Genomic DNA, 25,570 nt, shown 5'->3' with positions numbered 1-25,570 from the left:
GCGACGGCCTGTCAGCGGCCGGGTTGGGCGATGAACACCTCTCCGCCGCCCGTCACGCGGACGGATCCCTCGTCGGGCGTGACGAGCACGGCCGCGCCCGGCGCGAGCACGGCTTCATCCCGGGATGCCGCCCCCGCCACGATCGGCGCACCCGAGGTCGCCAGCGCGATCGCGGGTCCGTCCAGCGGCACCGTGGCCGGCGCGGCGGCGGGAGCGACCGCGTACAGAGCGAAGTCCGCCACCGGCACGTCGTAGGCGCGGACGCCCTCGCCCAGATCGCGCGGCCGGATCACCGGAGGCAGCCCCGGTTCGGGGTCCAGCACGCTGACGAGCTCGGCCGCGTCCACGTGCTTGGGCGTGAGACCGCCGCGCAGCACGTTGTCGCTCGCCGCCATCAGCTCGACGCCCAGCCCCTCGAGGTAGGCGTGCAGCACGCCCGCCGGGACGAACAGCCCCTCGCCGCGGCGCAGCGTCACGAGGTTCATCAGCAGCGCGACGACGATGCCCGGGTCGCCCGGGAAGGCCGAATCGAGCGTGCGGACCAGGTCGAGCTCAGCGGCGAACTCGTCCGACGCGCCGGCGACGGCCGCGGCGATCACGTCGCGCGCGGCATCCGCGCCCTCCGAGAGGAGCCAGCCGATGACGGCCGAGAGGGAGGCGTCGTCGCCGGACAGCCGCTCGGCGAGCGGCGCCGCCCCTTCGCCCAGCTCCGCGACCAGCCGTCGCGTCGCGTCGAGGTCGCGCAGCCCCGCGACGGCACGGAACTCGTCGCTCAGCGCCACGATGAGCTCGGGTTTGTGGTTGTCGTCGCGATACGTGCGCTCCGCCGCGTCGCGTGCGATGCCCGCGGCCTCTTCGCGCAGGAACCCGGCCTCGGCCTGAGCCTTGGACGGGTGAGCCTGGATCGACAGGGCGGAGGCCGCGGCGAGCAGCTTCAGCAGGTACGGCAGCGGGGCCGGGATGCCGGCATCCTTGCCCTCGGCAGCGATCCAGCCGTCCAGCGTGCGGCCGTCGGGCGTCACCGCCGGGTCGCCCGGGTGGTCACCGAACCACACCTCCGCCTCGGGACGCCCCGACGGCTCGCGCCCCTCGAGTGCGGCGATCAGGGTGGTGGATCCCCACGCGTAGTCGCGGGGGTCGTTGGCCAGCGGGATCAGCATCGTGCCAGCCTACCGACGAGCATCATGCCGGTCGTTGAGCGAGCGAAGCGAGACGAAACGCGTCCGTGCACGAGGGCGTTTCGTCTCGCGAGTCGGTCACTGAGCGAGCGAAGCGAGACGAAGTGTCGTCGCTCGCTCAACGGCCGGTGCGAAGGATGGTCGCGGTACCCTGAGTGCGATGGCCGTCTACTCGAAGCACCCGGCATCGGCTCCGCCGAGCCCGCCGATCCGTGAGAAAACGGGCCACCTCATGCTGCGCGCGTGGTGCATCTTCGTGCTGTTCATGGCGTTCTCGGGCACCGCCTGGATCAACGCCTTCGGCGAGCTGGCGACCGCCGTCATCACGATTGGCGGGGGCATCCTCACCGTCATCCTCTGGATCGTGCTGCGCCCGCCCGTGCAGTACCGGCGTCTCCCCTGGTTCGTGGTCGGCTACGTCGCGTGGGCGACGCTGTCGCTGCTCTGGTCGGCGTGGCCGCAGACCACGGCGATCACGCTCCTGCTGCTCTACATCACGACGACGCAGGCGCTCTTCATCGGCAGCGCCCTCACGTGGCGGGAGCTGGTGCGCGCGATCGCCTCGGCGCTCAAGTGGGTGATGGCGCTCTCGATCCTGTTCGAGCTGTGGGTGTCGGTGTTCATCGGGCAGCCGATCCTCCCCGGCTTCGTCGTGGACAAGGCCGACGACCCCATCGAATACTGGTCGCGCGACAACCTGTTCGACGGCGGGCGGCTGCAGGGCATCATGGGCAACGCCAACCTGCTCGGCCCGGTCGCGCTCCTCGCCATCATCGTCTTCGCGATCCGGCTGGCCTCCGGCGCGCCGCGGCGCGTGCTGCTGTGGGGCTGGATCGTGCTGTCGACCTTCCTGTTCGTGCGCGCCTCGTCGGCCACGGCGTACGTCGCGGCCGCGGCCATCGCGGTCGTCCTGATCACGGTGCTGCTGATGCGCCGCGCCGACAGGCCGGGCGCACGCACCAAGTACTACGTCGCGTACGCGGTGGTGGGCGTCGGCGGCGCGGTCGCCCTGTGGGCGCTGCGCGACGCGATCTTCACTGCGCTCGGGCGCAGTGCCGACCTCACTGGCCGCGAGGGCATCTGGGAGCAGGTGCTCGCGCGCACGGCCGAACGCCCCTGGATCGGATGGGGCTTCGCCACCCCGTGGATGACCGCCGACCCGGCCTTCGACGTGCACATCACCGATCACGGTCAGCTCGTGATGCAGGCCCACAACATGTGGATCGACGTGTCGATGCAGCTCGGCATCATCGGTGTCGTGCTGCTGGGGCTGGTCTACCTGGCGTTCGTGTGGCGTTCGTGGTTCTTCGCCGTCGACCGCCCGCGCTGGGACCTCCGCGCCGACCGTCCCTACTCGCCACTCACGCTCCTGCCTACGCTCGTCGGCGCGATCCTACTGGTGCAGGGCCTCGCCGAGTCCGGTCCGCTCCTGCTGTGGGGGTGGATGCTGGTCGCCATGTTCGGCGCCAAGATCAAGCAGTCGCCGCACGTGGGCGTGGGCCCCGCCGAGCAGAGCGCCGCGATCGAGCGCGGCGAGGCCGTCGGCTCCGTCGACGCGAGCGGGGACGCGCAGATCGACGCACCGGCCGGGCCGGACGCGCCGTCCCGCGAGGCGGGACGCGGCGCGTGACCGACGCGCCGCACGCCGGCTGGTTCGGCACGCTCCTGGGGTCCGCATCGTTCGCACGCGCGTTCACCCTGACCGTCTTCGCCGCGGTGTTCTCGTCGTTCGCCATCGAGCGCATCGCGGGATCCGTCACCTCCCTCACGATCGTCACGTCGCTGTGCCTCATCGGCGTGGCCGTCATGGTCGTGCGCCGCCGCGAGATCTCTCTGCTGCGGCTCGTGCCCACCAGCGTGATCGTCTTCGTGGGCTGGGCGTTCGCGAGCGTGTTCTGGAGCAGCGACGCCGGCAAGTCGTTCTGGAGCTGGGTGTCGCTCCTCGGCATCGCGTTCCTCGCCGTCGTCATCGGCCATGTGCGCGACACGCTGCAGACGGTGCGGGCGCTGGGCGACGTGCTGCGGGTGCTGCTGACGGTGTCGCTCGTCGTCGAGGTGCTGTCCGGCATCCTTCTCGACATCCCGTTCGCCTTCCTCGGCGTGCAGGGAGACATCGCCGCGTTCGGTCCGATCCAGGGCATCTTCGGCACGCGCAACCTGCTCGGCTTCGTCGCGGTGATCGCCCTCATCACCTTCCTCATCGAGTACCGCACGCAATCGGTGCGGCCGGGCGTCTCGGTCGCCTCGGTGGTGCTGGCCGGCGGACTCGCCGTGCTCAGCGACTCCCCCACCGTGGTCGTGCTCGCCCTCGCCGTGGGCCTCGCCGTCGCGGCGCTCGCCCTCGTGCGTCACGCCGCGCCCGAGCGCCGCGCGGCACTGCAGCTGTCGCTCGGCGCGCTCGTGGTCATCGGGGTGTTCGTCGGCTACGCCGCCCGGCACACGATCATCGCCCTCCTCGGCGCGGGCTCCGACTTCTCGATGCGCGTCGACCTGTGGAACCGCATGGTCGACATCGTCCGCTTCCGCCCCGTGCAGGGCTGGGGCTGGTTCGGACCGTGGGACCTTCACGAGTTCCCCTTCAACGCCATCAACGCGCTCCTCGGCGAACAGCACGCGACGGGACTCAACGCCTACTTCGACGTCACGCTGCAGCTCGGCTGGGTCGGCCTCGTGCTCTTCGTCGCGCTCGGCGCCCTCGCCCTCGCCCGATCGTGGCTCGTCGCCGGCGAGCGCCGCTCGGTCATTTACGCGTGGACGCCGCTCGTGCTCGTCGCGCTGCTCGTCGACTCCATGTTCGAGAGCTTCACCCTCACGGGCCTCGGCTGGCTCATGCTGGTGCTGTGCGCCGTGCGCGCCGGACAGTCGCGATCGTGGCGCGAGCGCCTCGACAGCGGAGTGGATGCCGGCGGCCCTGCCGCGGCCGACGACCAAGGACTGCCGCACGCCCAGGGAGACCAAAGGCCTACAGGGTAGGCTTGCGTGCGGCCCGACGTCTCGGCGCCTGCCACTTCCCTCGGAGATCAGCCCGTGACCCATGTTCCGTCCGCCGCGCCGTTCGACCCGCAGACCGCGACGATCGCCATCGTCACCTTCAACCGCTCGAACCTGCTGACGCGACTGCTGACCAGCATCGGCGAGATGGACCCCAAGCCCGGTCGCATCGTCATCATCGACAACGCGTCCACGGACGACACCGCCGAGGTCGTCGAGTCCTTCCGCGACGCCGTCGCCCCCGCCGACATCGTGTACCGCCGCATGGAGACGAACACGGGCGGCTCCGGGGGATTCAGCGAAGGCATGCGCGTCGCGTACGAGCTGGGCTCCGAGTGGATCTGGCTCATGGACGACGACGTCGAGGTGCTCCCCGACGGCCTCGCCAAGATGGGCAAGTGGGCGCCGCGCTTCAAGAGCATCCAGGGACGCCGGTACGACTACGACGGCAGCGCGTTCTACTGGCAGTACCGCGTGGCCGAGCCGCTCGGCATCCCGATCCCGTTCGCCCCCGCCGAGTTCGATGCGTCCGGGTACAAGGCGATGAACTCGGGATGCTTCGAGGGCATGTTCATCCACCGCGACATCGTGCAGCAGATCGGCCTGCCCGACCCGCGGTTCTTCATCTACTGGGACGACCAGATGTACGGCTGGCTTGCCTCACGCAAGACCTCGTCTGTCATCGTCGATGAGTTCGTGCTGCGCCGCACCCGCGAGATCAAGCAGTGGGACATGGGCATCCGCCACATGAACGCGTCGAGCAACGCGTACCGCTACTACATCATGCGCAACCGGGCATACATCAAGAAGTACTACCGGGAGCTGGGCGTCTACCGCCCGGTGCCGTTCGCACTGGGCACGACGCTGACGTTCGGCAAGGAGCTCATCCGCCTGGTCTTCGTCGAGCGAACCGTGCGCGGCACGTCGAACCTCTTCCGCGGGCTGCGCGACGGCCGGAAGATCGCGAGGGATGCCTCGTGGCAGCCGATGCCGCCGCTGGAGGCAGCGACTACCACCGGTCGTTGACCGAGCGAGGAACGAGCGAGACGAAACGAGCTCAGGCTCCGACGGGGTAATCCGCGTTGTAGCGATCCAGCACCTCGCCGATGGGGGCATCCATCGCCAGCCGGTGCTTGTCGAGATACAGACCGCGGGTGCAGAACCGGCGCAGATCGCGCTCGCTGTGCGATACGAAGAACAGCGTGCGGCCGTCGGCGAGCAGCTCGTCGATGCGGGTGTAGCACTTCTCGCGGAACGCCTTGTCTCCCACCGCGAGCACCTCGTCGACCAGCAGGATCGGCTCTTCGAGCTGTGAGACCACAGAGAACGCGAGGCGCACCTTCATGCCGTTGCTGAGGTGCTTGTAGGGCGTGTCGACGAAGTCCTCGAGCTCGGCGAAGTCGATGATCCCGTCGAACCGGCGGGCGACCTCCGCCTTCGACATGCCGTGGAGCCCGGCGGTGAGTCGGACGTTCTCACGCACCGTGAGATCGCCCACGAACCCGCCGGTGATCTCGATGAGGGGTGCCACACCGCCGTTGACCGACACCGTCCCCTCGTCGGCGAGCAGCACGCCGGCGACCAGCTTGAGAAGCGTCGACTTCCCCTGTCCGTTGCGACCGACCACGCCGATCGACTCCCCCGGCCGCACGTCGAAGGTGACGTCACGCAGCGCCCAGAACTCTCCCGGCTTCGAGCGCCGCGTCGAGTCCGAGAAGAGGTCCTTGATGCTGCGGCGTCCTCGCCGGTTGCGGCGGAAGCGCACGCCGAGGTCCTTCACCTCGATGGCGAGATCGGATGCCGCCATCACAGCTCCTTCAGGACAGGACGCTCGAGGCGCCGGAAGACGTAGATTCCGAGCGCGAGGAACAGGAACGACATCACGGCACCGATGCCGATGACCCACGGGTCCCACTCGCCCGCGAAGAAGCCCACCCGGTACAGCGCGAAGATGCCGGCCAGGGGGTTGAAGGCCGCCAGCGTCTCGAACACTCCGGGCAGATCCTCGACGCCGTAGATCACCGGCGAGGCATAGAACAGTGCCCGCAGGATGAGCTTGGTGGTCCGCTCCAGGTCGTTCCAGAGAACGCACAGCGGTGCCACGAGGAGCCCGAGGCCCACGAGCAGCACCGTCTGCAGCAGGACGGCGACCGGGATCCACAGGAGGCCCCAGTTCAGCTGAGCAGGGTGGTCGGTGAAGTACGAGATCACGACGAACAGCGCCAGCACCGGCAGCGAGCAGAGGAACTCGATGCCCTTGCTCAGCACGATCCGGTTGACCCAGATGGAACGCGGGATCGCCGTCGAGCGCACGAGGCGCGCATCCCGGTTGAACGCGCGTGTGAAGTCCGATACCGACGAGTTGAACCACACCCACGGCAGCAGCGCCGTGATCAGGAACACGATGTAGGGCTCGTACCCGACCGTGCGGTGGAACACCTGGGTGAACACGAACCAGTAGATGGCGCTCATCACGAGCGGATCGAGCACCGACCAGAGGTACCCGAGTGCGCTCGTGGAGTACCGGACCTTGAGGTCACGCGCCGACAGCAGCCACAGCGAATGCAGGTAGCGCCGGGGCGATCCGGGGGCGCCGACGGCGGCAGTGGTCACGATGACGAGTTTACTGGGCGCCTGGCCGGGGCTCTGCCCCTGCCGGCTACGGCACAGGCGGGATACCCGACTCGGATGAGGCGCGGCCACGAGGGCACCTTCGCGCCATCGCCCGCAAAGGCGCGGTGATGCGCCAGCTCGAGCTGTCGGTCATGGCCTGGATGTGCTTGCGCTGGGCGTCGAGCTCGACCTCCTGCTGCTCCTCATGTGAGGCGCGAGACTGAACCTCCGCCCGGAGCTGGTCCAGTTCCCGGGGCAGTGTGAGCAGCCAAGCCTGCCGGGCCGCGACATCGCCGAGCCTGCCGAAGTCGGCACGGATCCGATCAGCCGTCGCGGCATCCGCCTCGAACAGCGCGCGAAGCGACGGGGTGGTGGGCTCGCCGATGCTCAACACGCCCAGACCATGCCCGTGCGAGAACGCGAACGACCTCCCGTGCGTCGCCACTTCGTCCCACAGCCGCCACACGCCGAAGCCGTTGCCCTTCTCGGCGATGTCGTGGAACAGCACGACGCCGCCTGGGCGCACGGCGCTCCGCCATTCCGAGAAGTCCGCCAGCACGTCCTCGTATCCGTGTCGGCCGTCGATGTGCAGGAGATCCACCGACCGGTCCGGGAAGAGGGACCGCGATTCATCGAAGCGGCCGCGAACGAGGCGGACGGACTCGGGATAGTCCGAACGAGCCACGCCGTCGACGTACTCGAAGACCTCCTCCCCATAGAAGCCCGCGTGGTGGTCGCCCTCCCAGGTATCCAGCGCGTTGATCGTGGTCCGGAGCCCCAGACGCTTGGCCGCCTCGGCGAACGCGAAGCAGGAGTAGCCGAAGTGCGTCCCCAGCTCGACGACGACGCTCGGGCGGACGGCATCCACTATCCACGCAGCGAACGCCCCGTGCGTCCACCACGCCGAGGTGGGGAAGTGTGCCGGCATCCAGTACGCGGCGGGCGTCAGCCAGAAAGGGGCGTTCGCGTGCCCCTGTCGTGCGGGACCGGCCTCGACGGACAGCTCCATACTCGTGCTCCATTGCTCGGGTTCGAGCCAGCCTATTCGGTCGGTGTCGCCCCGTGCGAGCCGGCCGCGCTGCCGGCGCCGCGCTCGAGCTCGGACCCGGTCGATCACGCGCGATGCCATACACTTGACGGCGACCTGAATCGATGGGACCCATGACGAAGACCCTCGCGAACGAGGCGCGGACGGGCCCGACATCCAACACGTTCTGGCCCCGGTCGACCAGCCTGTTCCTGTTGTTCGTCGGCCTGGTCCTCGCCGTCGTCTCCTTCACCGTCGTACTCAACATGCCAGAACTGCCCTGGCACTCGGCACGCGACGCCGAACTCCGCGCAACGTACGACGCGTACCGCTCCACGGGCACGCTGCTCATCAAGGAGACCGGCTCGGGCTCGTACTACACACAGGCGCCGGCTTCGGGACCGTGGAGCTCGGCCGCATGGGACGACGACCCCGGCTCATACATGATCGCGAGCCTGATGAGCCACATCACCGGCTCCGAATCGCCGTACCCGGGGCTGGGGCTCGTCCAGGCGCTGCTCGTCTCCATCCCCCTCATCTGGCTTCCCATGGCCGTGGCACGCATCTTCCGTCGTGCGCGTGCGGGCTACGCGATGTTGCTGCTTCCCGCGCTGCTGTGGATCGTCAACAACGGCACCATCCTGGTCGGCACCGAATACGGGCTCTCGGACGAAGTGGCGACGCTGCGCGTCTACGCCCTTTACGGGATCGCTGCGTCGATGGCCTTCCTGTCCCTCACCCTGCTGCTACTTTTCAGCACATATCGACTCCGGCTACCCGCGCTGATCGGCGCGAGCGTGCTGATCGGCGTACTGGCCGGGTTCGGAAACCTGGCCCGGTCGCTGTCGGGCATGGGCATCGCAGCCGCGGTCGCGGTGCTCTGGTGGCTCAACACGACCGGTCGCTGGCGATGGGCGAAGGCGCTGGCTGCCGGCGTCCTGGCCATGGTGCTGGCCTTCGGTGTGCAGACCGGTGTGATGAGCGCGGTCAACTCGGGCCGTGTGGCCGCGACCGGCGAATCCCTGGAGCAGCTGCCTGACGCGCACGGCGTCTGGCATCCGCTCTATCTGGGCCTGGCATGGCCTGAGCCGATCACCGGCCAGCCGTCGCGCTTCGGCATCGAATGGTCGGACGAGTTCGGATGGAACAAGGCCCGCGAGGTCAACCCCGAGGTGATCATCGCAAGCGAAGAGTACGACCTCATCCTCAAGGACTACTACCTCGACGCGGTGGCCTCCGACCCCATCGGCGCTGTCAAGCTCTACGTGCAGAAGACGCTGTTCGTCATCAAGCACTTCGGCGCCATGATCGCCTTCATCATCGTCGGCTTCGTCCTCGCGCTGACTCGAAGGTCGCCCCAGCGACGACGGCTCGTGGCGGCCCTCGCGATCGCGCTGCCGACGCTGGCGCTCGGCTTCGTCCCGCCGGTGCTCGTGATGCCGTACCTCTACTACTACTCCGAACTGTCGGCGGCCCTCGGCATGCTCTCGGCTGTCGCACTCGGTGCTCTGGTCTGGTCGATCACCTCCATGCCCTCCCACGTGCGAGCTCTGGAGCGCACCCGGCTCAGCGCCCGTACCGAGCCGGCCGCCGTGCCCGCCGATCGCATCCGGCTCAGCGTCGTCATCCCCACCCGCAATGGCGAACAGGTGATCGGTGAAACGCTCGCGACGCTCGGCAGAACGCTGAACGCCGACGATGAGATCGTGGTGGTGGAGAACGGCTCCACGGACCGCACCACGTCCGCGCTGGAACGGCTGGCGGCGGAATGGGTGGCCCCGCCCGCACTCGTCGTCCTCCACTCCGCACCTGGATTGGGCGAGGCTCTGCGCACCGGCCTGCTCACGACCCGCGGCGATCGGGTGCTGCTCTCGGCCGACGACCTGCCGTTCGGCGTGACCGACCTCGATCAGTTCCGCAAGCTACCGACATCCGATGTCGTCGCGATCGGGTCGAAGGCGCACCCGCACTCCAACGTCGTCCGGGGCTGGCGCCGCTCCGTGCAGTCTCGCATCTTCCGGTTCCTCCGTGAGGCGCTCCTGCAGTCCCGCGTCGGAGACAGCCAAGGCACTATCTGGGTCGCCGGTCCGTGGGGGCGCTCGTTCGCGCTGCAGTCGCGGGAGACCGGCCTGATGTGGACGACGGAGCTCGTGCTAGCGGCCGAGCAGCAGGGCATCCGCGTGGTCGAGGTGCCCGTGACACTCAGTGGCGGCCATGAGAAGGGCGCCAGCAGGTTCAGGTTCTCGGACGCGTGGCAGTCGGTGGTCGGGTTCACCCGGCTGGCGATCTACAAGGACGACTACTGCAACGAGGACTGGACGAGGTCCACGCGCGCCGACGACGAACCGCTGACCGCGGTCGCGGTCGATCCGGAGCCGCCGGTCGTCGCTCCCGCTGGGAACGTCTGATGACTGACGGCACGGGTCTGCCTTCGCCTGGCGGACCCGCGGAACCACGTCGCCTTCGCGGACACATTCGAGCCCACGTGCGTGGACTGTCCGCGGTGGCTCTGGCCACCGTGATCGGCATCCTGGCATCGTTCGTGGCTCAGATCCTCAGCGCGAGATACCTCGCGCCCGCGGAATTCGGGCTCTTCTCCGCCTTTCTGGTGATCGTCAACGTGGCAGCGGTAGGCAGCGCTTCCCTCCAGAACACCGTCACCGTTCACACCGCCGCGACGCCAGCGGCCTCAGTGCGCAAGCAGAGCCGCTGGCCGTGGGAGGCCATCGCCATCGGGGTGGTCGGCGGCGTCGCCGTCGCGGCGGTCTCCCCCCTGATCGCGCAGTCGCTGACCACCGACGTCGCGGTCGTGCTTGCGGCAGCCGTCTCCATCCCGCTGAGCTTCATCTTCGCCGACGCCCTGGGGCTGCTCCAAGGCAGCGGAAACGTAGCCAAAGCGGTGTGGTGGACGACCGCCTCCCAGCTCGTGCGCGTCGCACTGATCCTCGTGACGATCCTCGTCGGCGCCGGCATCGGCGGCGTGATTGGCGCCGTCATCGGCTCCATCGCCATCAGCCTCGTGGGAGCCGAGTGGGCGGCACGCCACATCCGACGGCCCGACACCGGCGCGTTCAGCATCACGGGGGCGACGATCATCGTCCTGACGGTGGCCTTCGCATGGCTGACGACGTCCGACGTGATCTTCCTGCGCGCCGGCGCCCCCGAAGACATCGTGGGAGCCTACGCCGCCGTCACCGTCCTGGTGCGCGCGGGCCTCATCGTGCCCTCGACGCTTTCGCTCTACCTGCTGCCACGCTTCGTCAGGAACCGTGAAAACGCGCGGCTGTCACGGCTGGGCGTGCTGGTCACCCTCGCGGTGTCGTTCGCAACGAGCGCTGTCATGGTGATCGCGTTCGCGTTGCTGGGCGAGTGGATCATCGCGCTCCTCTACGGCGACCGCTATGAGGCCGCCGTCGCACTCCTGGTTCCGACGGCGTTCGCCTACCTCCCCTGGATCGCCGCGCAGGGCCTTCTGATCAAGATGACGTCATCGGCCTCGAAGGCCGCGGCCGCCCTGCTGGTGGTGGCTGTCGTCGCCCAGTGGGCCGCCTTCACGGCCGTCATCCCCGATGTCTCCGCCATGCTGTGGGCGTACGGCATCATCGGCGCCGTCGTCCTGATCGCGTTCCTCGTCATAGACTCCTTGCACGCGCGACGCATCGCCGCGCGTGCAGCGGCGCACTGATCGCCGGGCCGGTCAACCCCGAGGCGGATTGCTCTCCTCGACCTGGCTCGGCACTGCGAGGCCGCGTGCCACAAGGTCGGCCACGATGACGTCGGAGGGGGACTCTTCGATCGTGCCGCCGCTCTTGCGATAGTCTCGGTACGACGAGAGGAACTGCGAGAGCACGCCGAGGTCCCAGCCGGACAGCACCGCGGTGGTACCGAAGCCCTCCCGCCCCTCCGTGACCTTGCGGTGAATGAGCGTCGGCACTCCCAACGCCGCGGCTTCCTGCTGGATCCCTCCCGAGTCGGTCACGATGAAGCTGGCCTCGCTCATCGTCGCGACGAACTCACTGTGCTCAAGCTTGGTCATGAGCGTGAACTTCTCGAAGCCGAGCTCTTCGATCGCCAGCGCGATCGCCGAGCTGGAGTACGAGTCCACGATGATTCGCAAGGGCAGCGGGCTGTCGGCCTCGAGGGTGCGCAGGGTATCGCGAACGAGCGACGGGACCGAGATGAACTCGTACCGGTGCAGCAGCACCAGGCCGTACGGCTCGGCCTCTCCCTCGCCCGATGCGCTAGCGCGGCCCGTGACATCCCGGACGGCATCCTTCGCGGTGTTGCCGTGGGTCAGCACCACGTTCGGCTTGCCCGAGAGGTTATCCGCGGCCTCCTCCGATGGAACGTAATGGATATCGGCGAACCGGCCGACGATACGGCGGTCGAGCTCCTCGGGGAACGGGTTACGCCAATCCCCGGAGCGCAGCCCGGCCTCGACGTGCGCGACCGGCACCCGTAGGCGCCTCCCGATGAACGTGCCCAGCACCGTGGTGACAGTGTCGCCGTGCACGATCACCACCGAGCCCGCGGGAAGCGAGCGACGGATCGAGCGGATGTTGCGCATGGTCCAACCGAGCACGTCGAACACCCACCCCACCATCTGGATCGGGGATTGCAGCGGGCGCCCGCGCCAGCCATCAGCGATGACGCGATCGGGAGGCGTGAGGCCGAGTTCGGGGATGGCGCGTCGCAGCGACTCTGTGTGCTGCTGCGTCACCCACTGCTGGTACGGCACGCCAAGGGCATCCAGTCGCCGGGCCACGGGGGCGATCTTGATCGCCTCGGCTGTGGTGCCGTAGATGAAGATGATCATGCGAACTCCTCCTTGCGAGCCCGCAGGAATGCGCGCCGGTGGATAAACACGCCGCGAATGAGACCGAGCCAGAACGGCACGACGAAGACGGGCAGGCAGACGACGAAGGCCAGAAGACCGCGGGGGCGACAGCGGTTGAACGCCGCGACGACGACAGGGCTGAGTGCCGCCACCACAAGGGTGATGACCAGCGCGAGCGCCAGACCGGTCAATCCGGCTGCGATCAGCACGATCAGCGCGGCGAGCGCGACAACAGGCAGCGCCGCGAGCACGAGCAGCACGACCGAACGCACGACGCCGGTACCGGCGTAGCTGTCGACGAAGAGCGTCCCCCGGTCGAAGGTGTGGCGGACGAAACCGCGCAGGGTCGTTCGCGGACGGTACGTAGCCGCGATCCCCGGTTCGAGGCGGATGGACGAGGCGTCGGCGATGTGGCGCAGGATCTTTGTGTCGTCCGAGACGAAGCGGGCGTCGCCCTCGGGCCAGCTCGCAAGGAAAGCGGCTTCGAGGTCGCTCTTGCGGGCGATGAACATGCCGGTGCCCTTCGGGGCGGAGTCGAACGTGTCCCTCGTCAGGTCGAACGGTCGGGGCGAACGGAGGAAGCGACCCCAGAAGACGTGCGTCGGGACCTCCCAGAACAGACCGACCAGCGGCGACGCGGGATCGGTCACGACGTACCCGTTCCACGCCCTCTGCGCGGGGTCTACGCGCGAGGCGCTGACGTAGTTCCGCAGCGCGTCTGGGGCCACGAGGACCCGTGAGTCGAGCAGGAAGACCGTCGCCGAACGTGCACGCTGGATGCCCGCCCACCGCGCCAGGAAGCGTCCGCCGTTCTCCTGCCGGACCACCACGACCTCGCCGGGGAACCCCGCCTGCAGCGATCGGAGGACGGCTTCGGTGTCGTCCGTGGAGCCGTCGTCGACGACCACCACCTCTACGGCGATGTCGGCAGCCCGGACGGCAGCGGCCAGGGCGCCCAGCGTCGACGGAAGCCAGCGCGCGGAGTTGAAGGAGGGGATCACGACGCTGAGCGCAAACGTCGTCTCCCTCGTGGGTTCTGCGCTCATCGTGCGAGCAGTCCTCCCGTGCGACGGATGCTCTCTCGTCCGCAGGAGAAGTCGTGGCCATCGTCGCACGGATAGCATGGTTGACGGTCGGCGGTCACCCCCCCAGCCTAACCGGGCCGACCCTCTCGGATACATCTCGCATCCGACGAGCGCGGATCGACGACCAGAATGAGCCGGATTCGATGACACCTCGCCCCCGCGGACGCCTGCTCGCGACCATCCTCGTCCCCATTGCGATGCTCGTGGCGCTCCTCACCTGGGGGATCTCGTCTCCGGTCGGATCAAGCCCCGACGACGACTACCACATGGCCAGCATCTGGTGCTCGGCAGGCGAGGCCGAAGGCATCTGCGAGACGACCGCGGATCCCGACGTGAGGCTGCTCCCCGGCGAGCTGCTCAAGGCCGCAAAGTGTTACGCGTTCATCGAGCAGCAGTCGGCCTCCTGCCCCCTGCCCGAGGGAAAAATGCTCCCCACCGACCGGGGCAATTGGTCTTACGCGTCGTACCCGCCGTTCTTCTACAGCGTGATGAGCCCGTTCGTCACGCAGGACGTCTCCGCGTCGATCGTGATGATGCGGTCTTTCAATGCGCTCCTCTACGTCGGCATCCTCACCGGCCTCTTCCTCCTGCTGCCACGGCCTCAGCGCCCGCTGCTGGTCTGGGGCGCAGTCATCTCCGCCGTCCCGCTCGGGATGTTCCTCATCCCCAGCGTGAACCCGAGCTCGTGGGCAGTGCTGTCCGCGACGGGCCTCTGGGTGGCGGCGTGGGGGTACTTCCGCCAGACGGGCGTGCGCAAATGGCTCCTCGCCGGACTCAGCGCACTCCTCCTCGTCCTGGGCGCCGGGTCGCGCAGTGATGCCGCCGTCTACGGTGTCATCGCGCTCATCGCCGCGGCAGTGCTGTCGTTCCGACGCGACCGCCGCTATCTTCTGGACCTCATCCTCCCCGCCGTGCTGGGTGTGGTGGCCGTCGTGTTCTTCTTCAGTGCCGGGCAGTCCGCGATCGTCACGGGTGACACGGCCGTCGACGACAGTGGTCTGTCGACCGGCACGCTGATCCTCATCAACGGCAAGATGCTTCCGCAGCTGTGGGCGGGCGTCTTCGGCCTCAGCGGTCTCGGCTGGCTCGACACGATCATGCCGGGCATCGTCTGGATCACGGCGCTGGCGGTCTTCGCGGCGCTGTGCTTCTGGGGTTTCCGACGTGGCGACTGGCAAAAGTGGGTGTCTGTCGCGGGCGTGGCGGCCAGTCTCGTGGTGATCCCCATGTACATCCTGGTCCACGACGGGGTGACGGTCGGGTCGGGCGTCCAGCCCCGATACATCTACCCGCTGATCATCATGCTCGGCGGCGTCGCGCTGGTCGGGTTCTCACGCGCCGGCCTCGGGCTCGGCCGGGTCCAGCTGGTGATCGTCGGCGCAGGTCTCTCCGCGGCGAACAGCGTTGCCCTCCATACCAACCTGCGCCGCTACATCACCGGGATGGACTCGCAGAGCTTCAACCTCAACGCGGACATCGAATGGTGGTGGAACGCGCCGGTCTCGCCGATGGTCGTATGGGCGGGCGGGTCACTTGCGTTCGCGGTGGTCCTGGGGGTGCTCATCTGGATGGTCTGGGACGGTCGCCTCGACGCCGAGACCACGCGCTTCGAGCCTCAGGAGTCCGTCTCGTCGTGAGCCCGTTCGGCTTCGAGCTCCTTGACCCGCAGCTCCAGCAACGCGGTGCGCTCCGCGAGGACGCGGGTTTCGGACTCCAGGTCGGTGAGCTCGGCGCTGTGCTGGATGCACACGATCACGAGCACGCCGATGCTGACGAAGAACACCAGGTTGGCGGGGATCACGACGCCCGCGAGGGAGGCCACCCATTGGAGCGCTCCGGGGAACAGGCCGGCCAGGAGGGCGAGAACGGTCGCGATCAGCCACCAGATGGCGTGACGCTCGCGCAGCCGCCGGCGACGCAGCAGTTCGATGACGAAGGCGAGCATGATGATCGCCACGATGATGCCGACGATGTACGCGGTGGTCGTCATGCCGAAGCTCCTTCCTGCGTGGTACGCAGATCGAGGGTGGCGACGCTCGGAGCCGGCCGCAGGTAGGCGAATCCGAGGGCGACGAAGGCTCGGAGCAGGTAGACCGCGGCCTTGAAGGGATTGTGCGACGGGCGACCGCCGGTCCGCGCCCGCATGGCGACCGGCACCTGCGTGATGCGGCAGCCCGCCCTTGCTGCGATGACGAGCGCTTCGATGGTGTCGCCGAGATACTCGGCCGGGTAGTTGTCCGCGAACAAGGCGACAGCGCGCGGCCCGCTGGCCTTGAAGCCGGAGGTGGTGTCGGTGAGCCTCGTCTTGGCCGTGCGGCTCAGCACGCTGGCGATGACGCGCATCGCGAAGCGACGGATGCCGCCGGCCTGGTAGTCCCCCACACCCGCGAAGCGCGCCCCGATCACGATGTCGGCCCCGTCGAGCTTCTCTAGGAGTTGGGGCACGGCAGCGGGGTCATGCTGGCCGTCCGCGTCGATCTGGACGACCACGTCGAAGTCGTTCTCGACCGCATATCGGAAACCCAGGCGCATCGCACCCCCGACGCCCAGGTTGAACGGCAGCCGCACGACTTTGGCGCCCGCGCGATCGGCGATTCGCCAGGTGGTGTCCTTCGATCCGTCGTCGACGACGAGGCAGGTCATGCCGGGCAGCGTCGAGCGGACTTCCTGGATGACGGCCCCGATGGACTCCTCTTCGTTGAAGGCGGGAAGCACGATGAGCACGCGCGAGGGAGAAGGGGGCATGGCCTCGATTCTACCGACCGCGCCTGGACGGCCCCGCGTCGCGCTCGCCGGGGCGCGCGAACTTTCATCACGCCAGTTCGTTGTTCCACATCGAGAGGGCCGATCCGATTGCCATGTGCATGTCGAGGTACTGGTAGGTCCCGAGCCGGCCGCCGAACAACACGCCGTCCTCCCCCTTGGCGAGTTCGCGGTAGGCCAGCAGACGTGCGCGGTCGTCGGGCGTGTTCACCGGATAATAGGGCTCATCGTCGCGAGAGGCGAACCGGGAGAACTCCCGCATGATGACGGTCTTGTCGGTCGGGTAGCGCTCTGCGCGCTCGGGGTGGAAGTGCCGGAACTCGTGGATCCGGGTGTACGGGACATCCGCGTCCGCGTAGTTCATGACGGATGTGCCCTGGAAGTCGCCCACGTCGAGAACCTCCCGCTCGAAGTCGAGGGTCCGCCACGACAGCGAGCCCTCCACATAATCGAAATAACGGTCGACGGGGCCGGTGTAGACGATCGGAACCTGACCGACGGTTGCCCGCTTGTTGAGAGACTGCGTCTCGTCGAAGAAATCGGTCTCGAGGCGGACGTCGATGCCGGGGTGCGCGGCCATGCGCTCCAGCCACGCCGTGTATCCGTCGGTGGGGAGCCCCTCCCACGTGTCGTTGAAGTAGCGGTTGTCGTACGTGTAGCGCACCGGCAGGCGGCTGATGATCTCGGCGGGGAGGTGCTGGGGGTCCGTCTGCCACTGCTTCGCGGTGTAGTCGCGGATGAACGCTTCGTAGAGCGGTCGACCGATCAGCGCGATCCCCTTCTCCTCGAGGTTCTGCGCCGCCTTGGCATCGAACTCCCCGGCCAGCTCGTGGATGAGCGCTCTGGCCTCGGTCGGGCCGTAGGCCGCTCCGAAGAACTGGTTGATCGTGCCGAGGTTGATCGGAAGCGGGAAGACGACGCCCCGGTGGTTGGTGTATACCCGGTGGACGTAGTCGGTGAACGTCGTGAAGCGGTTGGCATACTCCCACACTCCGGGGTTCGACGTGTGAAACAGGTGCGCGCCGTAGCGGTGGACCTCGATCCCGGTCGTCGGCTCGTCCTCGCTGTACGCGTTTCCGCCGATGTGGTCACGCCGGTCGATGACGGTGACTTTGCGCCCCGATGATGCGGCGCGCTCGGCGATGGTGAGTCCGAAGAACCCTGAGCCGACAATGAGGAGATCCATGACGAGTGCAGCCTTCCGGGTCCGAACGCATCTGCAACCCTATCGCGGCACCCACCGGGTCCCTGCCGGTGAACTCCCATCCCAGCGGGGCATGGGAGGATGGAAGCGTGCATGCTGACCCGAGGCCTGAGCGTAGATCCCTGCTCGTGCGCCTGTGGTCGACGAGCGCGGCCCGCTTTCTGGTCGTCGGAGGGTTCAGCTTCCTCTTCGACATCGGCCTGCTGTGGCTGTTGCACGAAGCGTTCGGCATTCCGCTCGCGATCAGCACGCCCACGGCATTCCTACTGAGCTTCGTCGTGACGTACACGTTGCAGCGCACGGTCGCGTTCCGCTCATCGGAGGCTGTCGCCCCGAGCGCGCTCCGATACACGATCCTCGTCGCAGTGAACACCGTTGCGACCACGCTGATCGTTGCGGCCGCCGACGCGATCGGGCTCCCCTGGGCGATCGGCAAGGTGGCAGCCGTCGTGGCGACCACCGTGTGGAACTATTTCCTCTACCGATACTGGGTATTCGCGAAACGCGAAGTGGACGACTGAGGAGCGATCGCGTCAGCGTCCGTCGGCACCGACGGGATCGCTCACGAACTGAGTGACGCCCTCGCGGGCCGACGCCAGCGCGCACTCGACGACCTCGAGCGTGTGCGCGGCCTCCGCCATCGTGGACAGCTCGGTCCGTGCCCCGAGGACCGAGTCCCGGAACGCCTCGAGCTCCGCCCGCAGCGGCTCCTTCTTCGCGAAGGCGAAGCGGGTGACATCGCCCTCGGACACGCCGCGGAATGTGGAGACGGACTCCCATTCCAGCGACACAGTGCCGTTGGCGTAGAACGTGAGGTCGCCCGTCGCGGTGTCGGCGATGAACGTGCCGCGTTCACCCGTGACGACGGTCACGCGCTCCTTCATCGGGCTCAGCCAGTTGATCAGGTGGTTGGCGATGATCCCGTTCTGCAGGCGGCCGGTGATCGCGATCATGTCCTCGTGGTCACGCCCGCTCTTGTGAGCGGTCTGCGCCGAGACCGAGTTGTAGAGGGACTGCGCGACCCAGGCCGTGAGGTCGATGTCGTGCGTCGCGAGGTCCTTGGCCACGCCGACGTCGCCGATGCGCCCCGGGAACGAGCTCTGCCGACGGGTGGCGATCTGGTAGACGTCGCCGGCGTCGCCCGCCTCGAGACGCGCCCGAAGCTGCTGGAGCGCGGGATTGAACCGCTCGACGTGACCGACCGCTCCGACGAGGCCACGGGTTCCGAAGGCCTCGGCGACTCGCCGCCCGGTGGCCGCATCGTCGGCGATGGGCTTCTCCACCAGCGTGTGCACGCCCGCGTCGGCCAGGGCGAAGGCCGCATCGGCGTGGAAGCGGGTCGGGATCGCGACGATCGCGATGTCCAGTCCGCTCGCGATAAGCTCCGCGACACCCGGAAGCACGTCCAGGCCGCCCGCCACGCGATGGGGGTCGCCGCCGGGGTCTGCCACAGCGACGAGCTCTACTCCTTCGACGTCCCTGAGGATGCGGGCGTGATGGCGACCCATCATGCCCAGGCCGATGAGGCCCGCTCGCAGGTCGGCCATCAGGCGCCCGCCTCGGCGACTGCGAGGACCGCGGACACGATGCGGTGGAGGTCATCGCTGCTCAGTGAGGGGTGCACCGGGAGCGACACCACTTCGCGAGCTGCGCGCTCGGTCTCGGGCAGGTCCAGGCCCGGCGCGTAGTGCGCGAGCGATGTGAGCCGGTGATTGGGGATTGGATAGTAGACCCCGCTGCCGACGCCGTGCTCGTCCTTGAGAGCCCGCACGAAGCCGTCGCGATCCTCGGTCACCCGGATCGTGTACTGGTGGTACACATGGTGTGCGCCCTCGCTCACGGGAGGCACGACCACTCCGCGCAAGTTCGCGTCCAAGAACGCCGCATTGCTGCGTCGCGCCTCGGTCCAGGCGTCGACCTTCGTCAACTGCACGCGCCCGATCGCGGCGTGCAGATCGGTCATCCGCGCATTGAAGCCTACGACCTCGTTCTCGTACTGGCGCTCCATCCCCTGGTTGCGCAGCAGTCGGACCCGACGGGCGAACTGTTCATCGACGGCCGAGACCATTCCGCCCTCACCGCTTGTCATGTTCTTGGTGGGGTATAGGGAGAACATCGCGAACTCGCCGAAGGTGCCGACCTGTCGCCCGTCGAGCGCCGCACCGTGGGCCTGGGCGGCATCCTCGTACAGCGCGACTCCGCGCCGGTCGGCGATGTCCTGCAGTTCGCGCATGCGAGCCGGGTGGCCGTACAGATGGACCGGCATGATGCCCTTGGTCCGTTCGGTGATCGCTGCCTCGACGGACGACGGATCGAGAGTGAACGAACCGGGCTCGATGTCGGCGAACACCGGGGTGGCGCCGGTCAGGGCGACAGAGTTGCCGGTGGCGGCGAAGGTGAACGAGGGCACGATCACCTCGTCCCCCGGCCCGACACCCGCAGCGAGCAAACCGAGGTGCAGGCCCGATGTGCCCGAGTTGACCGCGACGACGGGGCGTCCCGCAACGAAGTGCTCGGCAAACTCGCCTTCGAAGGCGGCGACCTCGGGCCCCTGCGCGACCATGCCGCTCCGCAAAACGCGATCGACGGCAGCGCGCTCCTCATCGCCGATGATCGGCTTGGCGGCAGGAATGAGATCGGTCACAGTTGCTCCTCCAGAAGGACTCCGTCGGCCTCGACGTACATGGTGCCGGTCGCGGGGCAGCGCCAGTGGTCATCACCCTCGTCGGCGAGCGGCACGCCGGCACGCCCCACCCAGCCGATCCGCCGAGCCGGCACTCCCGCCACCAGGGCGTAAGCGGGCACATCCTTGACCACGACCGCACCAGCGGCGACTGTCGCCCACGCCCCGATCGTCACCGGTGCGACGCACGTGGCGCGAGCCCCGATGGACGCTCCGTGTTCGATGGTCACGCCGACCGGAGTCCAGTCGTGCGCGCTCTTGAGCGTGCCATCAGGGTTGATCGCGCGTGGGTACGTGTCGTTGGTGAGGACGACGGCCGGCCCGATGAACACGCCGTCCGCCAGCGACGCAGGTTCGTAGACGAGGGCGTAGTTCTGCACCTTGCACGCGTCGCCCATCTGGACTCCGGTGCCGATGTACGCGCCCCGACCCACGACGCAGTCGCGTCCGAGACGGGCGCCTTCACGGACCTGCGCAAGATGCCAGATCGAGCTGCCGTCGCCGATCACCGCATCGGCGGCGACGTCGGCGGTTGCGGCGATCATGACGAGGGAAGGGTCGGTGGGGCACACGTCAGGCAAGCTTACCCGGGCCCAGGGATGGCTCCGACTACTATGATCCAGTGACTCCGCGCCGCAGACCTCCGCTGACGCTGGTCGCGGCCTTCGCCATCCCCGTTCTCTTCTTCCTGGCTCTCGTGGGATGGTCGTTCGCGTCGCCGGTCGGGTCCAGCCCTGACGACAACTTCCATCTGGCGTCCATCTGGTGCGGCCTCGGTGACCGCGAGGGGCTCTGCGAGGAGTCCGGCGACCCCGACACCCGAATGGTCCCCGCCCCGGTGGTGAACGCGCCCTGCTACGCGTATCACCCCGAGATGAGTGCCGCGTGCTGGAACAGCGAACAGGACGGCATGGCCGAAGCCACGTGGATGAACGCGAACGGCCTGTATCCGCGTCTGTTCTACGCGACGATGGGCCTCTTCGCATCGGAGGACGTCGTCAATTCGGTCTTGATCATGCGGGTCTTCAACAGCGCGCTCGTGGTCGGTCTGCTGACCGGTGTCTTCTTCGCACTGCCGCGGCGCGTACGACCCGCGCTCGTGATCTCCGCCGTTGTCACTGCCGTGCCCCTGGGACTGTTCCTGATCGCGTCGACCAATCCCTCGGCGTGGGCGTATGCGTCCGCCGCCGTCGTCTGGGCGGCGCTGTACGGCGCCACCCAGACGACCGGCAGGCGGCAGATCGTGCTGGGCGCGCTCGCGGTGCTCGCGTCGTGCCTCGGAGCGGGAGCGCGCGCCGACGCCGCGGCCTTCGCCGTGTTCGGCGTCGTCATCGCCGCAGTCCTCGGTGCGCGACGCGGGCGACCGCTCCTCGTGCCGGCGATCGCGGGGACGCTCGTCGTCGTCGTCAGCGCAGGCTTCTACCTCAGCGCCGACCAGACGAGCGCCCTCACGTCAGGCCTGCCGAACACCAATCCCCCGCTCACCGGCGCCCAGCACGTCACCAACTTCTTCGGGGTCCCGTCGCTGTGGCTCGGGGCGTTCGGCGACGCCGGCCTCGGATGGCTCGACACGTCGGTCCCCGCGACCGTGCCGGTCTTCGCGTTCGCGGCATTCTGCGGCGCCCTCTTCATCGGTGTCCACCGGCCCGGCATCCGACGCTCCATCGCGCTGACGCTCGCGTTCCTGGCCTGCTGGCTGGTGCCGTTCGTCCTGCTGGCGCAGTCGCACGCGATGGTGGGAACGATCGTGCAGCCGCGGTACATCCTTCCGCTGCTGGTGATTCTCGCTGGTGTCGCAAGCTTGCGGCCAAATGTGCTCGAGGCCTGGACGGGCGCCCGGGCGCTCATCGTCGTGCTCGCCGTCGTCGGCGCCGCGACGCTTGCGATGCAGTTCAACATCCGCCGTTACACCGTCGGTGCGGGGAGTATCGCTATCGATCCGGGAGCCGGCGCCCAGTGGTGGTGGGGCGGCGCGGCCGCTCCTGCCGTCGTCTGGATCGGCAGCTCGATCGCTTTCGCGGGAGCCTGCGCGATTCTGTGGCTGGAGGCTCGCGCCAATCGTGACCTCCCCCGAACGGATGCCGGAGCCGGAGATCGCGAGGACGCACAGGCTGACGGGACGGAGGCCGTGGAGCGTCGCGCGGCAACGACCGCCACGAGTCGGCCGGCAGCCTCACGCGATCAGACGTCGCGGTAGGTGATCCCGTCCCGGAGCCCGCGGAAGAACGCACCGATCTTCTTCGGCCGGCCGCGTTCGCAGAACAGCACCTTCAGCCACGCCTTCGCCGCGTAGCGGACGTCGTCGCGGAACCACTTGCCCGGGCCGAACCGTCGCATGACGATCACCCTGTTGCGCGAAGTGTAGTAGTGCCGCATCGGCGAGTAGTTCGCGAGGTACACCTTGCGCCAGAGGAAGCGCGCCGGCTGGGAATCGCCGAACCTGTGGTCCAGCAGGGTGTCGAAGACCTTGAGGTTCGTATAGCCGGCGCGTATCGCGCGCAGCGAGATGTCATGGTCGACGTAGTCGATGAACAGTGGCTCGTCGTGAAGCCCGATGTCCTCCAGGAGCGGCCTCGAGAAGAGCGCGCCGGAAGAGATGAGGGCCTCGATCGGCGCACTCCCCCGCCCTCGGTCGGCGTCGTAGACGTTGCCCGTCTCGGCAGCGCGCAGCGCCGGGCCGACGATCCCGACCTTGACGTCCGTGCGCGCCTGTGCCCTGAGCAGCGCGTCCAGCATCTCGTCTGCGACGGTGCTGTCCTGATCGAAGATCCACACGAAGTCGAATCCCGCGTCCAGCGCCGCCCGCATGCCCGCGTTGAAGCCCGCCGCAACGCCGACGTTGCCCGCCTGCTCGAGCACCTCCACCCGCTGGGGATCCAGGCGTGCGAAAAGTGCGCGGGAGGTCTCATCCGGCGAGTTGTTCACGACGAAGACTCGCGGCACCTGAGTCAACAGGCGCGCGATGTTCTCGTGGATCTCGTCGGTGGGATGGTAGGCGAGGACGACCCCGGCCGTGCGAGCCGACGCGTCAGCCACGCTTGCCGCTGCCCGCGCTGTCGACGGTGACCGCCGCGGCGACGGTGCCAAAAGTCGGGTGGTCGCTGGTCACGGTGAAGAGGGCGCCCTGCATGAGTCCGTGGCTGCTCTCCTCGCTGACGCCGGCCGCGTTGGCGTTGACGTAGTACTGGCCAGGTCCGAGGTGCACCTGCTCGATACGCAGATCCACATGGACGGGGCCAGAGATCGGGGCAAGGCGGACGCCGAGCACCTCGGTGTTGCTGGCCAGGGCCATGTGTCCGAGCGGTGTGTCGATGCTGAAGCCCAGCTCCCACCGCTCGATGGGGCGGAGCGAGTCGACGTGGACGCGGATGGTGAGAGCCGAACCGGCGGCGACCCTTCGCGTCACCTCACCGGTCTCGTCGAGCAGTTCGATCCGCTTCACCTGGATCGGATGCATGGTGCTCTCGGGCGGCACTTCCCCGACCCTGCGTCCGTCGAGCACATCGCGCAGGGCGCCGATGGCCGCGTTGGTGTCGCCGTCGAACACGACCTTGCCGTCGGCGAGGACGATCCCGCGATCGCAGAGCTCCGCCACCTGCTGGGCGGAGTGGCTGACGAGGATGATCGTGCGGCCCTCCTCGCGGAACTGGGCGATGCGCTCCATGCACTTGCGCTGGAACGCCTCGTCGCCGACCGCGAGCACCTCGTCGACGAGCAGGATGTCGGGATCGGTGTGCACGGCGACAGCGAACGCCAGGCGTACGTACATGCCGGACGAGTAGAACTTGACCGCCGTGTCGATGAAGTCGCCGATCCCGCTGAAGGCGACGATCGCGTCGAACTGCTGGTCGATCTGATCGCGTGTCAGGCCCAGGATCGAGGCATTGAGATACACGTTCTCCCGGCCGCTGAGGTCGGGGTGGAATCCGGCGCCGAGCTCGAGCAGCGCCGCCATACGGCCGCGGGTCTCGATCTTGCCGGACGACGGAGAGACGATGCCGCCGATGAGCTTGAGCAGTGTGCTCTTACCCGAACCGTTCGCACCCATCAGGCCGACCGTGGTACCGGCCTCGATCGAGAGCGACACCTCGTCGACCGCGATGAAGTCCTGCCGGTGAGCGTTGCCCAGGCGACCGAAGTAGACGATGCGGTCCTTGAGATTGTTGTCCTTGCGTACGACGAAGTGCTTGCTGACGTCGGTCAGACGGACGAGATCCGGACGCGGGGTGGTGGTGTCCATCAGAGCTCCTGCGCGAAGTTGCCCTGCATGCGGACGAACGCACGATGGGAGATGAAGAGGAACACGAGGCCGATCACGCCGGCGATGACCATACGCAGACCCAGATTGTCGGGATAGTCGGCTGGGGTGCCGGCATTCCAGAACGCCTTGTGGAATCCGAGGACGCCGATCGTGATGGGATTCGCCGCATAGATCTCGAGGACCCACGGCGGCAGTGAGAACCGGGCGATCGAGTCGGTCACCATCTGCCACGAGTAGACGATCGGTGATCCCCACATCGCGAGCATCATGACGACCTCGGTGAGGTACTGGATATCGCGGAGATACACGTTCAGCGCCGCGAGCAGCAGTCCTATGGCGAGGCCCCACACCAGGATGAGGCCCACGGACGGGAAGAACCACAACATCTGGACGGGCGCCGGCAGGGCACTGAGGACCAGAGCGGCGATGAAGAGGATCAGCAGCTGCACCACGAACATGAAGGATGCGGCGCCGATGCTCGCGAGCGGGAAGATCTCTCGCGGGAGGTAGATCTTCTTCACCAAGCCCGCGTTGCCGATGATCGATCCGGTGGCGCCGAAGACCATGTCGCTGAAGAATGCGAACAGCGTCAGGCCTGAGAACAGGTAGATCGCGAACTGGTCGATGCCTCGGGCAGCGCCGAGGAACTGCCCCAGGACGATGTAGTACATCAGGAACTGGATGAGCGGACGGATCACCGTCCAGAGGAACCCCAGCGCGCTGTCGCGGTAGCGCGCCTGCAGATCGCGGCGCACCAAGAGGTTGAGCAGCTCGCGACGCGAGAAGATCTCGCCGAGCTTGCCGCCGCGGCCGCGCGGCCGATGGCCGCGGTCGTCGACGACGGTGAACGGCTCAGCTGCGAGCCGTGCAAAACGTGCGGAAGTGTCCAAGGGGGGGTACTCGCTATCGGGTCAACCAGAGAACTATA

At 68.0% G+C, this 25,570-nt stretch carries 23 protein-coding genes; 8 read left to right on the top strand and 15 right to left on the bottom strand.

Features of this window, described 5'->3' with window-relative positions:
- Positions 1–11: 11 nt before the first annotated feature.
- Complete coding sequence (gene manA, locus FB391_RS04040) at positions 12–1,160, bottom strand: mannose-6-phosphate isomerase, class I (protein WP_141892983.1); 1,149 nt, start codon at positions 1,158–1,160, stop codon at positions 12–14.
- A 178-nt stretch (positions 1,161–1,338) separates the two neighbouring features.
- On the opposite strand from manA, the gene FB391_RS04035 reads away from it, so the two are divergent.
- From FB391_RS04035 to FB391_RS04025, 3 genes are read left to right on the top strand one after another with little or no spacing between them, the layout of a single operon-like run.
- Complete coding sequence (locus FB391_RS04035; RefSeq protein WP_141892982.1) at positions 1,339–2,808, top strand: O-antigen ligase family protein; 1,470 nt, start codon at positions 1,339–1,341, stop codon at positions 2,806–2,808.
- On the top strand, positions 2,805–4,151 hold the full coding sequence (locus FB391_RS04030; protein WP_141892981.1) for an O-antigen ligase family protein: 1,347 nt from the start codon (positions 2,805–2,807) through the stop codon (positions 4,149–4,151). The genes FB391_RS04035 and FB391_RS04030 overlap by 4 nt, the downstream gene beginning before the upstream one ends.
- 54 nt (positions 4,152–4,205) lie before the next feature.
- Positions 4,206–5,195 (top strand): glycosyltransferase family 2 protein, encoded by a 990-nt coding sequence (locus FB391_RS04025; protein ID WP_141892980.1) that lies wholly within the window; start codon positions 4,206–4,208, stop codon positions 5,193–5,195.
- Positions 5,196–5,226: 31 nt separating this feature from the next.
- Here the strand turns inward: FB391_RS04025 and FB391_RS04020 are convergent, their stop codons facing one another.
- Genes FB391_RS04020 through FB391_RS04010 form a run of 3 tightly spaced genes read right to left on the bottom strand, consistent with a single transcriptional unit; the run spans position 5,227 to position 7,791 of the window.
- Positions 5,227–5,976, bottom strand: coding sequence for an ABC transporter ATP-binding protein (locus tag FB391_RS04020; protein WP_141892979.1), 750 nt, complete (start codon positions 5,974–5,976; stop codon positions 5,227–5,229).
- Positions 5,976–6,782 carry an ABC transporter permease gene (locus tag FB391_RS04015; protein WP_141892978.1) on the bottom strand — a complete coding sequence of 269 codons (807 nt, stop codon included), beginning with the start codon at positions 6,780–6,782 and terminating at the stop codon, positions 5,976–5,978. The genes FB391_RS04020 and FB391_RS04015 overlap by 1 nt, the downstream gene beginning before the upstream one ends.
- A gap of 46 nt (positions 6,783–6,828) precedes the next feature.
- Positions 6,829–7,791 carry a class I SAM-dependent methyltransferase gene (locus tag FB391_RS04010; protein WP_246093345.1) on the bottom strand — a complete coding sequence of 321 codons (963 nt, stop codon included), beginning with the start codon at positions 7,789–7,791 and terminating at the stop codon, positions 6,829–6,831.
- Between the two features lie 152 nt (positions 7,792–7,943).
- On the opposite strand from FB391_RS04010, the gene FB391_RS04005 reads away from it, so the two are divergent.
- Both FB391_RS04005 and FB391_RS04000 read left to right on the top strand, forming a co-directional pair.
- The gene (locus tag FB391_RS04005) at positions 7,944–10,217 is read left to right on the top strand and encodes a glycosyltransferase (protein ID WP_185842931.1); all 2,274 of its coding nucleotides are present in this window, start codon (positions 7,944–7,946) and stop codon (positions 10,215–10,217) included.
- Entirely contained in the window at positions 10,217–11,494 is a 1,278-nt protein-coding gene (locus FB391_RS04000) for an oligosaccharide flippase family protein (protein ID WP_141892976.1), read from the top strand. The genes FB391_RS04005 and FB391_RS04000 overlap by 1 nt, the downstream gene beginning before the upstream one ends.
- A 12-nt stretch (positions 11,495–11,506) precedes the next feature.
- On the opposite strand, the gene FB391_RS03995 is transcribed toward FB391_RS04000, so the two are convergent.
- Positions 11,507–12,625 carry a UDP-N-acetylglucosamine 2-epimerase gene (locus FB391_RS03995; RefSeq protein WP_141892975.1) on the bottom strand — a complete coding sequence of 373 codons (1,119 nt, stop codon included), beginning with the start codon at positions 12,623–12,625 and terminating at the stop codon, positions 11,507–11,509.
- Positions 12,622–13,692 (bottom strand): glycosyltransferase family A protein, encoded by a 1,071-nt coding sequence (locus FB391_RS03990; RefSeq protein ID WP_141892974.1) that lies wholly within the window; start codon positions 13,690–13,692, stop codon positions 12,622–12,624. The genes FB391_RS03995 and FB391_RS03990 overlap by 4 nt, the downstream gene beginning before the upstream one ends.
- A 182-nt stretch (positions 13,693–13,874) precedes the next feature.
- On the opposite strand from FB391_RS03990, the gene FB391_RS03985 reads away from it, so the two are divergent.
- Entirely contained in the window at positions 13,875–15,368 is a 1,494-nt protein-coding gene (locus FB391_RS03985) for a DUF2142 domain-containing protein (protein ID WP_141892973.1), read from the top strand.
- Here the strand turns inward: FB391_RS03985 and FB391_RS03980 are convergent.
- The 3 genes from FB391_RS03980 to glf all read right to left on the bottom strand — a co-directional run bounded on the left by FB391_RS03980 (position 15,347) and on the right by glf (position 17,680).
- Positions 15,347–15,721 carry a DUF2304 domain-containing protein gene (locus FB391_RS03980; RefSeq protein ID WP_141892972.1) on the bottom strand — a complete coding sequence of 125 codons (375 nt, stop codon included), beginning with the start codon at positions 15,719–15,721 and terminating at the stop codon, positions 15,347–15,349. The two genes, FB391_RS03985 and FB391_RS03980, sit on opposite strands and share 22 nt — an antisense overlap.
- Complete coding sequence (locus FB391_RS03975) at positions 15,718–16,476, bottom strand: glycosyltransferase family 2 protein (protein WP_141892971.1); 759 nt, start codon at positions 16,474–16,476, stop codon at positions 15,718–15,720. Before FB391_RS03975 ends, FB391_RS03980 begins: the two co-directional genes overlap by 4 nt.
- 67 nt (positions 16,477–16,543) lie before the next feature.
- Positions 16,544–17,680 (bottom strand): UDP-galactopyranose mutase, encoded by a 1,137-nt coding sequence (gene glf / locus FB391_RS03970; protein ID WP_141892970.1) that lies wholly within the window; start codon positions 17,678–17,680, stop codon positions 16,544–16,546.
- Positions 17,681–17,787: 107 nt separating this feature from the next.
- On the opposite strand from glf, the gene FB391_RS03965 reads away from it, so the two are divergent.
- Complete coding sequence (locus tag FB391_RS03965; protein WP_185842929.1) at positions 17,788–18,219, top strand: GtrA family protein; 432 nt, start codon at positions 17,788–17,790, stop codon at positions 18,217–18,219.
- 12 nt (positions 18,220–18,231) lie between these two features.
- On the opposite strand, the gene FB391_RS03960 is transcribed toward FB391_RS03965, so the two are convergent.
- From FB391_RS03960 to FB391_RS03950, 3 genes are read right to left on the bottom strand one after another with little or no spacing between them, the layout of a single operon-like run.
- Entirely contained in the window at positions 18,232–19,245 is a 1,014-nt protein-coding gene (locus FB391_RS03960) for a Gfo/Idh/MocA family protein (RefSeq protein ID WP_141892968.1), read from the bottom strand.
- Positions 19,245–20,342, bottom strand: coding sequence for a DegT/DnrJ/EryC1/StrS family aminotransferase (locus FB391_RS03955; protein WP_141892967.1), 1,098 nt, complete (start codon positions 20,340–20,342; stop codon positions 19,245–19,247). The genes FB391_RS03960 and FB391_RS03955 overlap by 1 nt, the downstream gene beginning before the upstream one ends.
- Positions 20,339–20,926 (bottom strand): acyltransferase, encoded by a 588-nt coding sequence (locus tag FB391_RS03950; RefSeq protein ID WP_141892966.1) that lies wholly within the window; start codon positions 20,924–20,926, stop codon positions 20,339–20,341. Before FB391_RS03950 ends, FB391_RS03955 begins: the two co-directional genes overlap by 4 nt.
- Before the next feature lie 77 nt (positions 20,927–21,003).
- Here FB391_RS03950 and FB391_RS03945 point away from each other — a divergent pair, with 77 nt between their 5' ends.
- Complete coding sequence (locus tag FB391_RS03945) at positions 21,004–22,578, top strand: DUF2142 domain-containing protein (RefSeq protein WP_141892965.1); 1,575 nt, start codon at positions 21,004–21,006, stop codon at positions 22,576–22,578.
- On the opposite strand, the gene FB391_RS03940 is transcribed toward FB391_RS03945, so the two are convergent.
- Genes FB391_RS03940 through FB391_RS03930 form a run of 3 tightly spaced genes read right to left on the bottom strand, consistent with a single transcriptional unit; the run spans position 22,563 to position 25,532 of the window.
- The gene (locus FB391_RS03940) at positions 22,563–23,417 is read right to left on the bottom strand and encodes a glycosyltransferase family 2 protein (RefSeq protein WP_185842928.1); all 855 of its coding nucleotides are present in this window, start codon (positions 23,415–23,417) and stop codon (positions 22,563–22,565) included. The genes FB391_RS03945 and FB391_RS03940 overlap by 16 nt on opposite strands.
- Complete coding sequence (locus FB391_RS03935; protein ID WP_141892963.1) at positions 23,410–24,621, bottom strand: ABC transporter ATP-binding protein; 1,212 nt, start codon at positions 24,619–24,621, stop codon at positions 23,410–23,412. The genes FB391_RS03940 and FB391_RS03935 overlap by 8 nt, the downstream gene beginning before the upstream one ends.
- Positions 24,621–25,532: an ABC transporter permease gene (locus FB391_RS03930; RefSeq protein ID WP_246093344.1), complete on the bottom strand. Its 912-nt coding sequence runs from the start codon at positions 25,530–25,532 to the stop codon at positions 24,621–24,623. Before FB391_RS03930 ends, FB391_RS03935 begins: the two co-directional genes overlap by 1 nt.
- Between the last annotated feature and the right edge of the window lie 38 nt (positions 25,533–25,570).

The organism is Microbacterium kyungheense, from assembly GCF_006783905.1.
Lineage (GTDB): Bacteria > Actinomycetota > Actinomycetes > Actinomycetales > Microbacteriaceae > Microbacterium > Microbacterium kyungheense.
Note: the sequence above shows the minus strand (reverse complement) of the source record. Positions and strands in the feature narration are given on the sequence as shown.

What these genes read in the sequence shown, in the direction of transcription:
- manA (WP_141892983.1), bottom strand. Translation starts at nt 1,160, where the DNA reads ATGCTGATCCCGCTGGCCAACGACCCCCGCGACTACGCGTGGGGATCC.
- FB391_RS04035 (WP_141892982.1), top strand. Translation starts at nt 1,339, where the DNA reads ATGGCCGTCTACTCGAAGCACCCGGCATCGGCTCCGCCGAGCCCGCCG.
- FB391_RS04020 (WP_141892979.1), bottom strand. Translation starts at nt 5,976, where the DNA reads ATGGCGGCATCCGATCTCGCCATCGAGGTGAAGGACCTCGGCGTGCGC.
- FB391_RS04010 (WP_246093345.1), bottom strand. Translation starts at nt 7,791, where the DNA reads ATGGAGCTGTCCGTCGAGGCCGGTCCCGCACGACAGGGGCACGCGAAC.
- FB391_RS04005 (WP_185842931.1), top strand. Translation starts at nt 7,944, where the DNA reads ATGACGAAGACCCTCGCGAACGAGGCGCGGACGGGCCCGACATCCAAC.
- FB391_RS04000 (WP_141892976.1), top strand. Translation starts at nt 10,217, where the DNA reads ATGACTGACGGCACGGGTCTGCCTTCGCCTGGCGGACCCGCGGAACCA.
- FB391_RS03995 (WP_141892975.1), bottom strand. Translation starts at nt 12,625, where the DNA reads ATGATCATCTTCATCTACGGCACCACAGCCGAGGCGATCAAGATCGCC.
- FB391_RS03990 (WP_141892974.1), bottom strand. Translation starts at nt 13,692, where the DNA reads ATGAGCGCAGAACCCACGAGGGAGACGACGTTTGCGCTCAGCGTCGTG.
- FB391_RS03985 (WP_141892973.1), top strand. Translation starts at nt 13,875, where the DNA reads ATGACACCTCGCCCCCGCGGACGCCTGCTCGCGACCATCCTCGTCCCC.
- FB391_RS03980 (WP_141892972.1), bottom strand. Translation starts at nt 15,721, where the DNA reads ATGACGACCACCGCGTACATCGTCGGCATCATCGTGGCGATCATCATG.
- FB391_RS03975 (WP_141892971.1), bottom strand. Translation starts at nt 16,476, where the DNA reads ATGCCCCCTTCTCCCTCGCGCGTGCTCATCGTGCTTCCCGCCTTCAAC.
- glf (WP_141892970.1), bottom strand. Translation starts at nt 17,680, where the DNA reads ATGGATCTCCTCATTGTCGGCTCAGGGTTCTTCGGACTCACCATCGCC.
- FB391_RS03960 (WP_141892968.1), bottom strand. Translation starts at nt 19,245, where the DNA reads ATGGCCGACCTGCGAGCGGGCCTCATCGGCCTGGGCATGATGGGTCGC.
- FB391_RS03950 (WP_141892966.1), bottom strand. Translation starts at nt 20,926, where the DNA reads ATGATCGCCGCAACCGCCGACGTCGCCGCCGATGCGGTGATCGGCGAC.
- FB391_RS03935 (WP_141892963.1), bottom strand. Translation starts at nt 24,621, where the DNA reads ATGGACACCACCACCCCGCGTCCGGATCTCGTCCGTCTGACCGACGTC.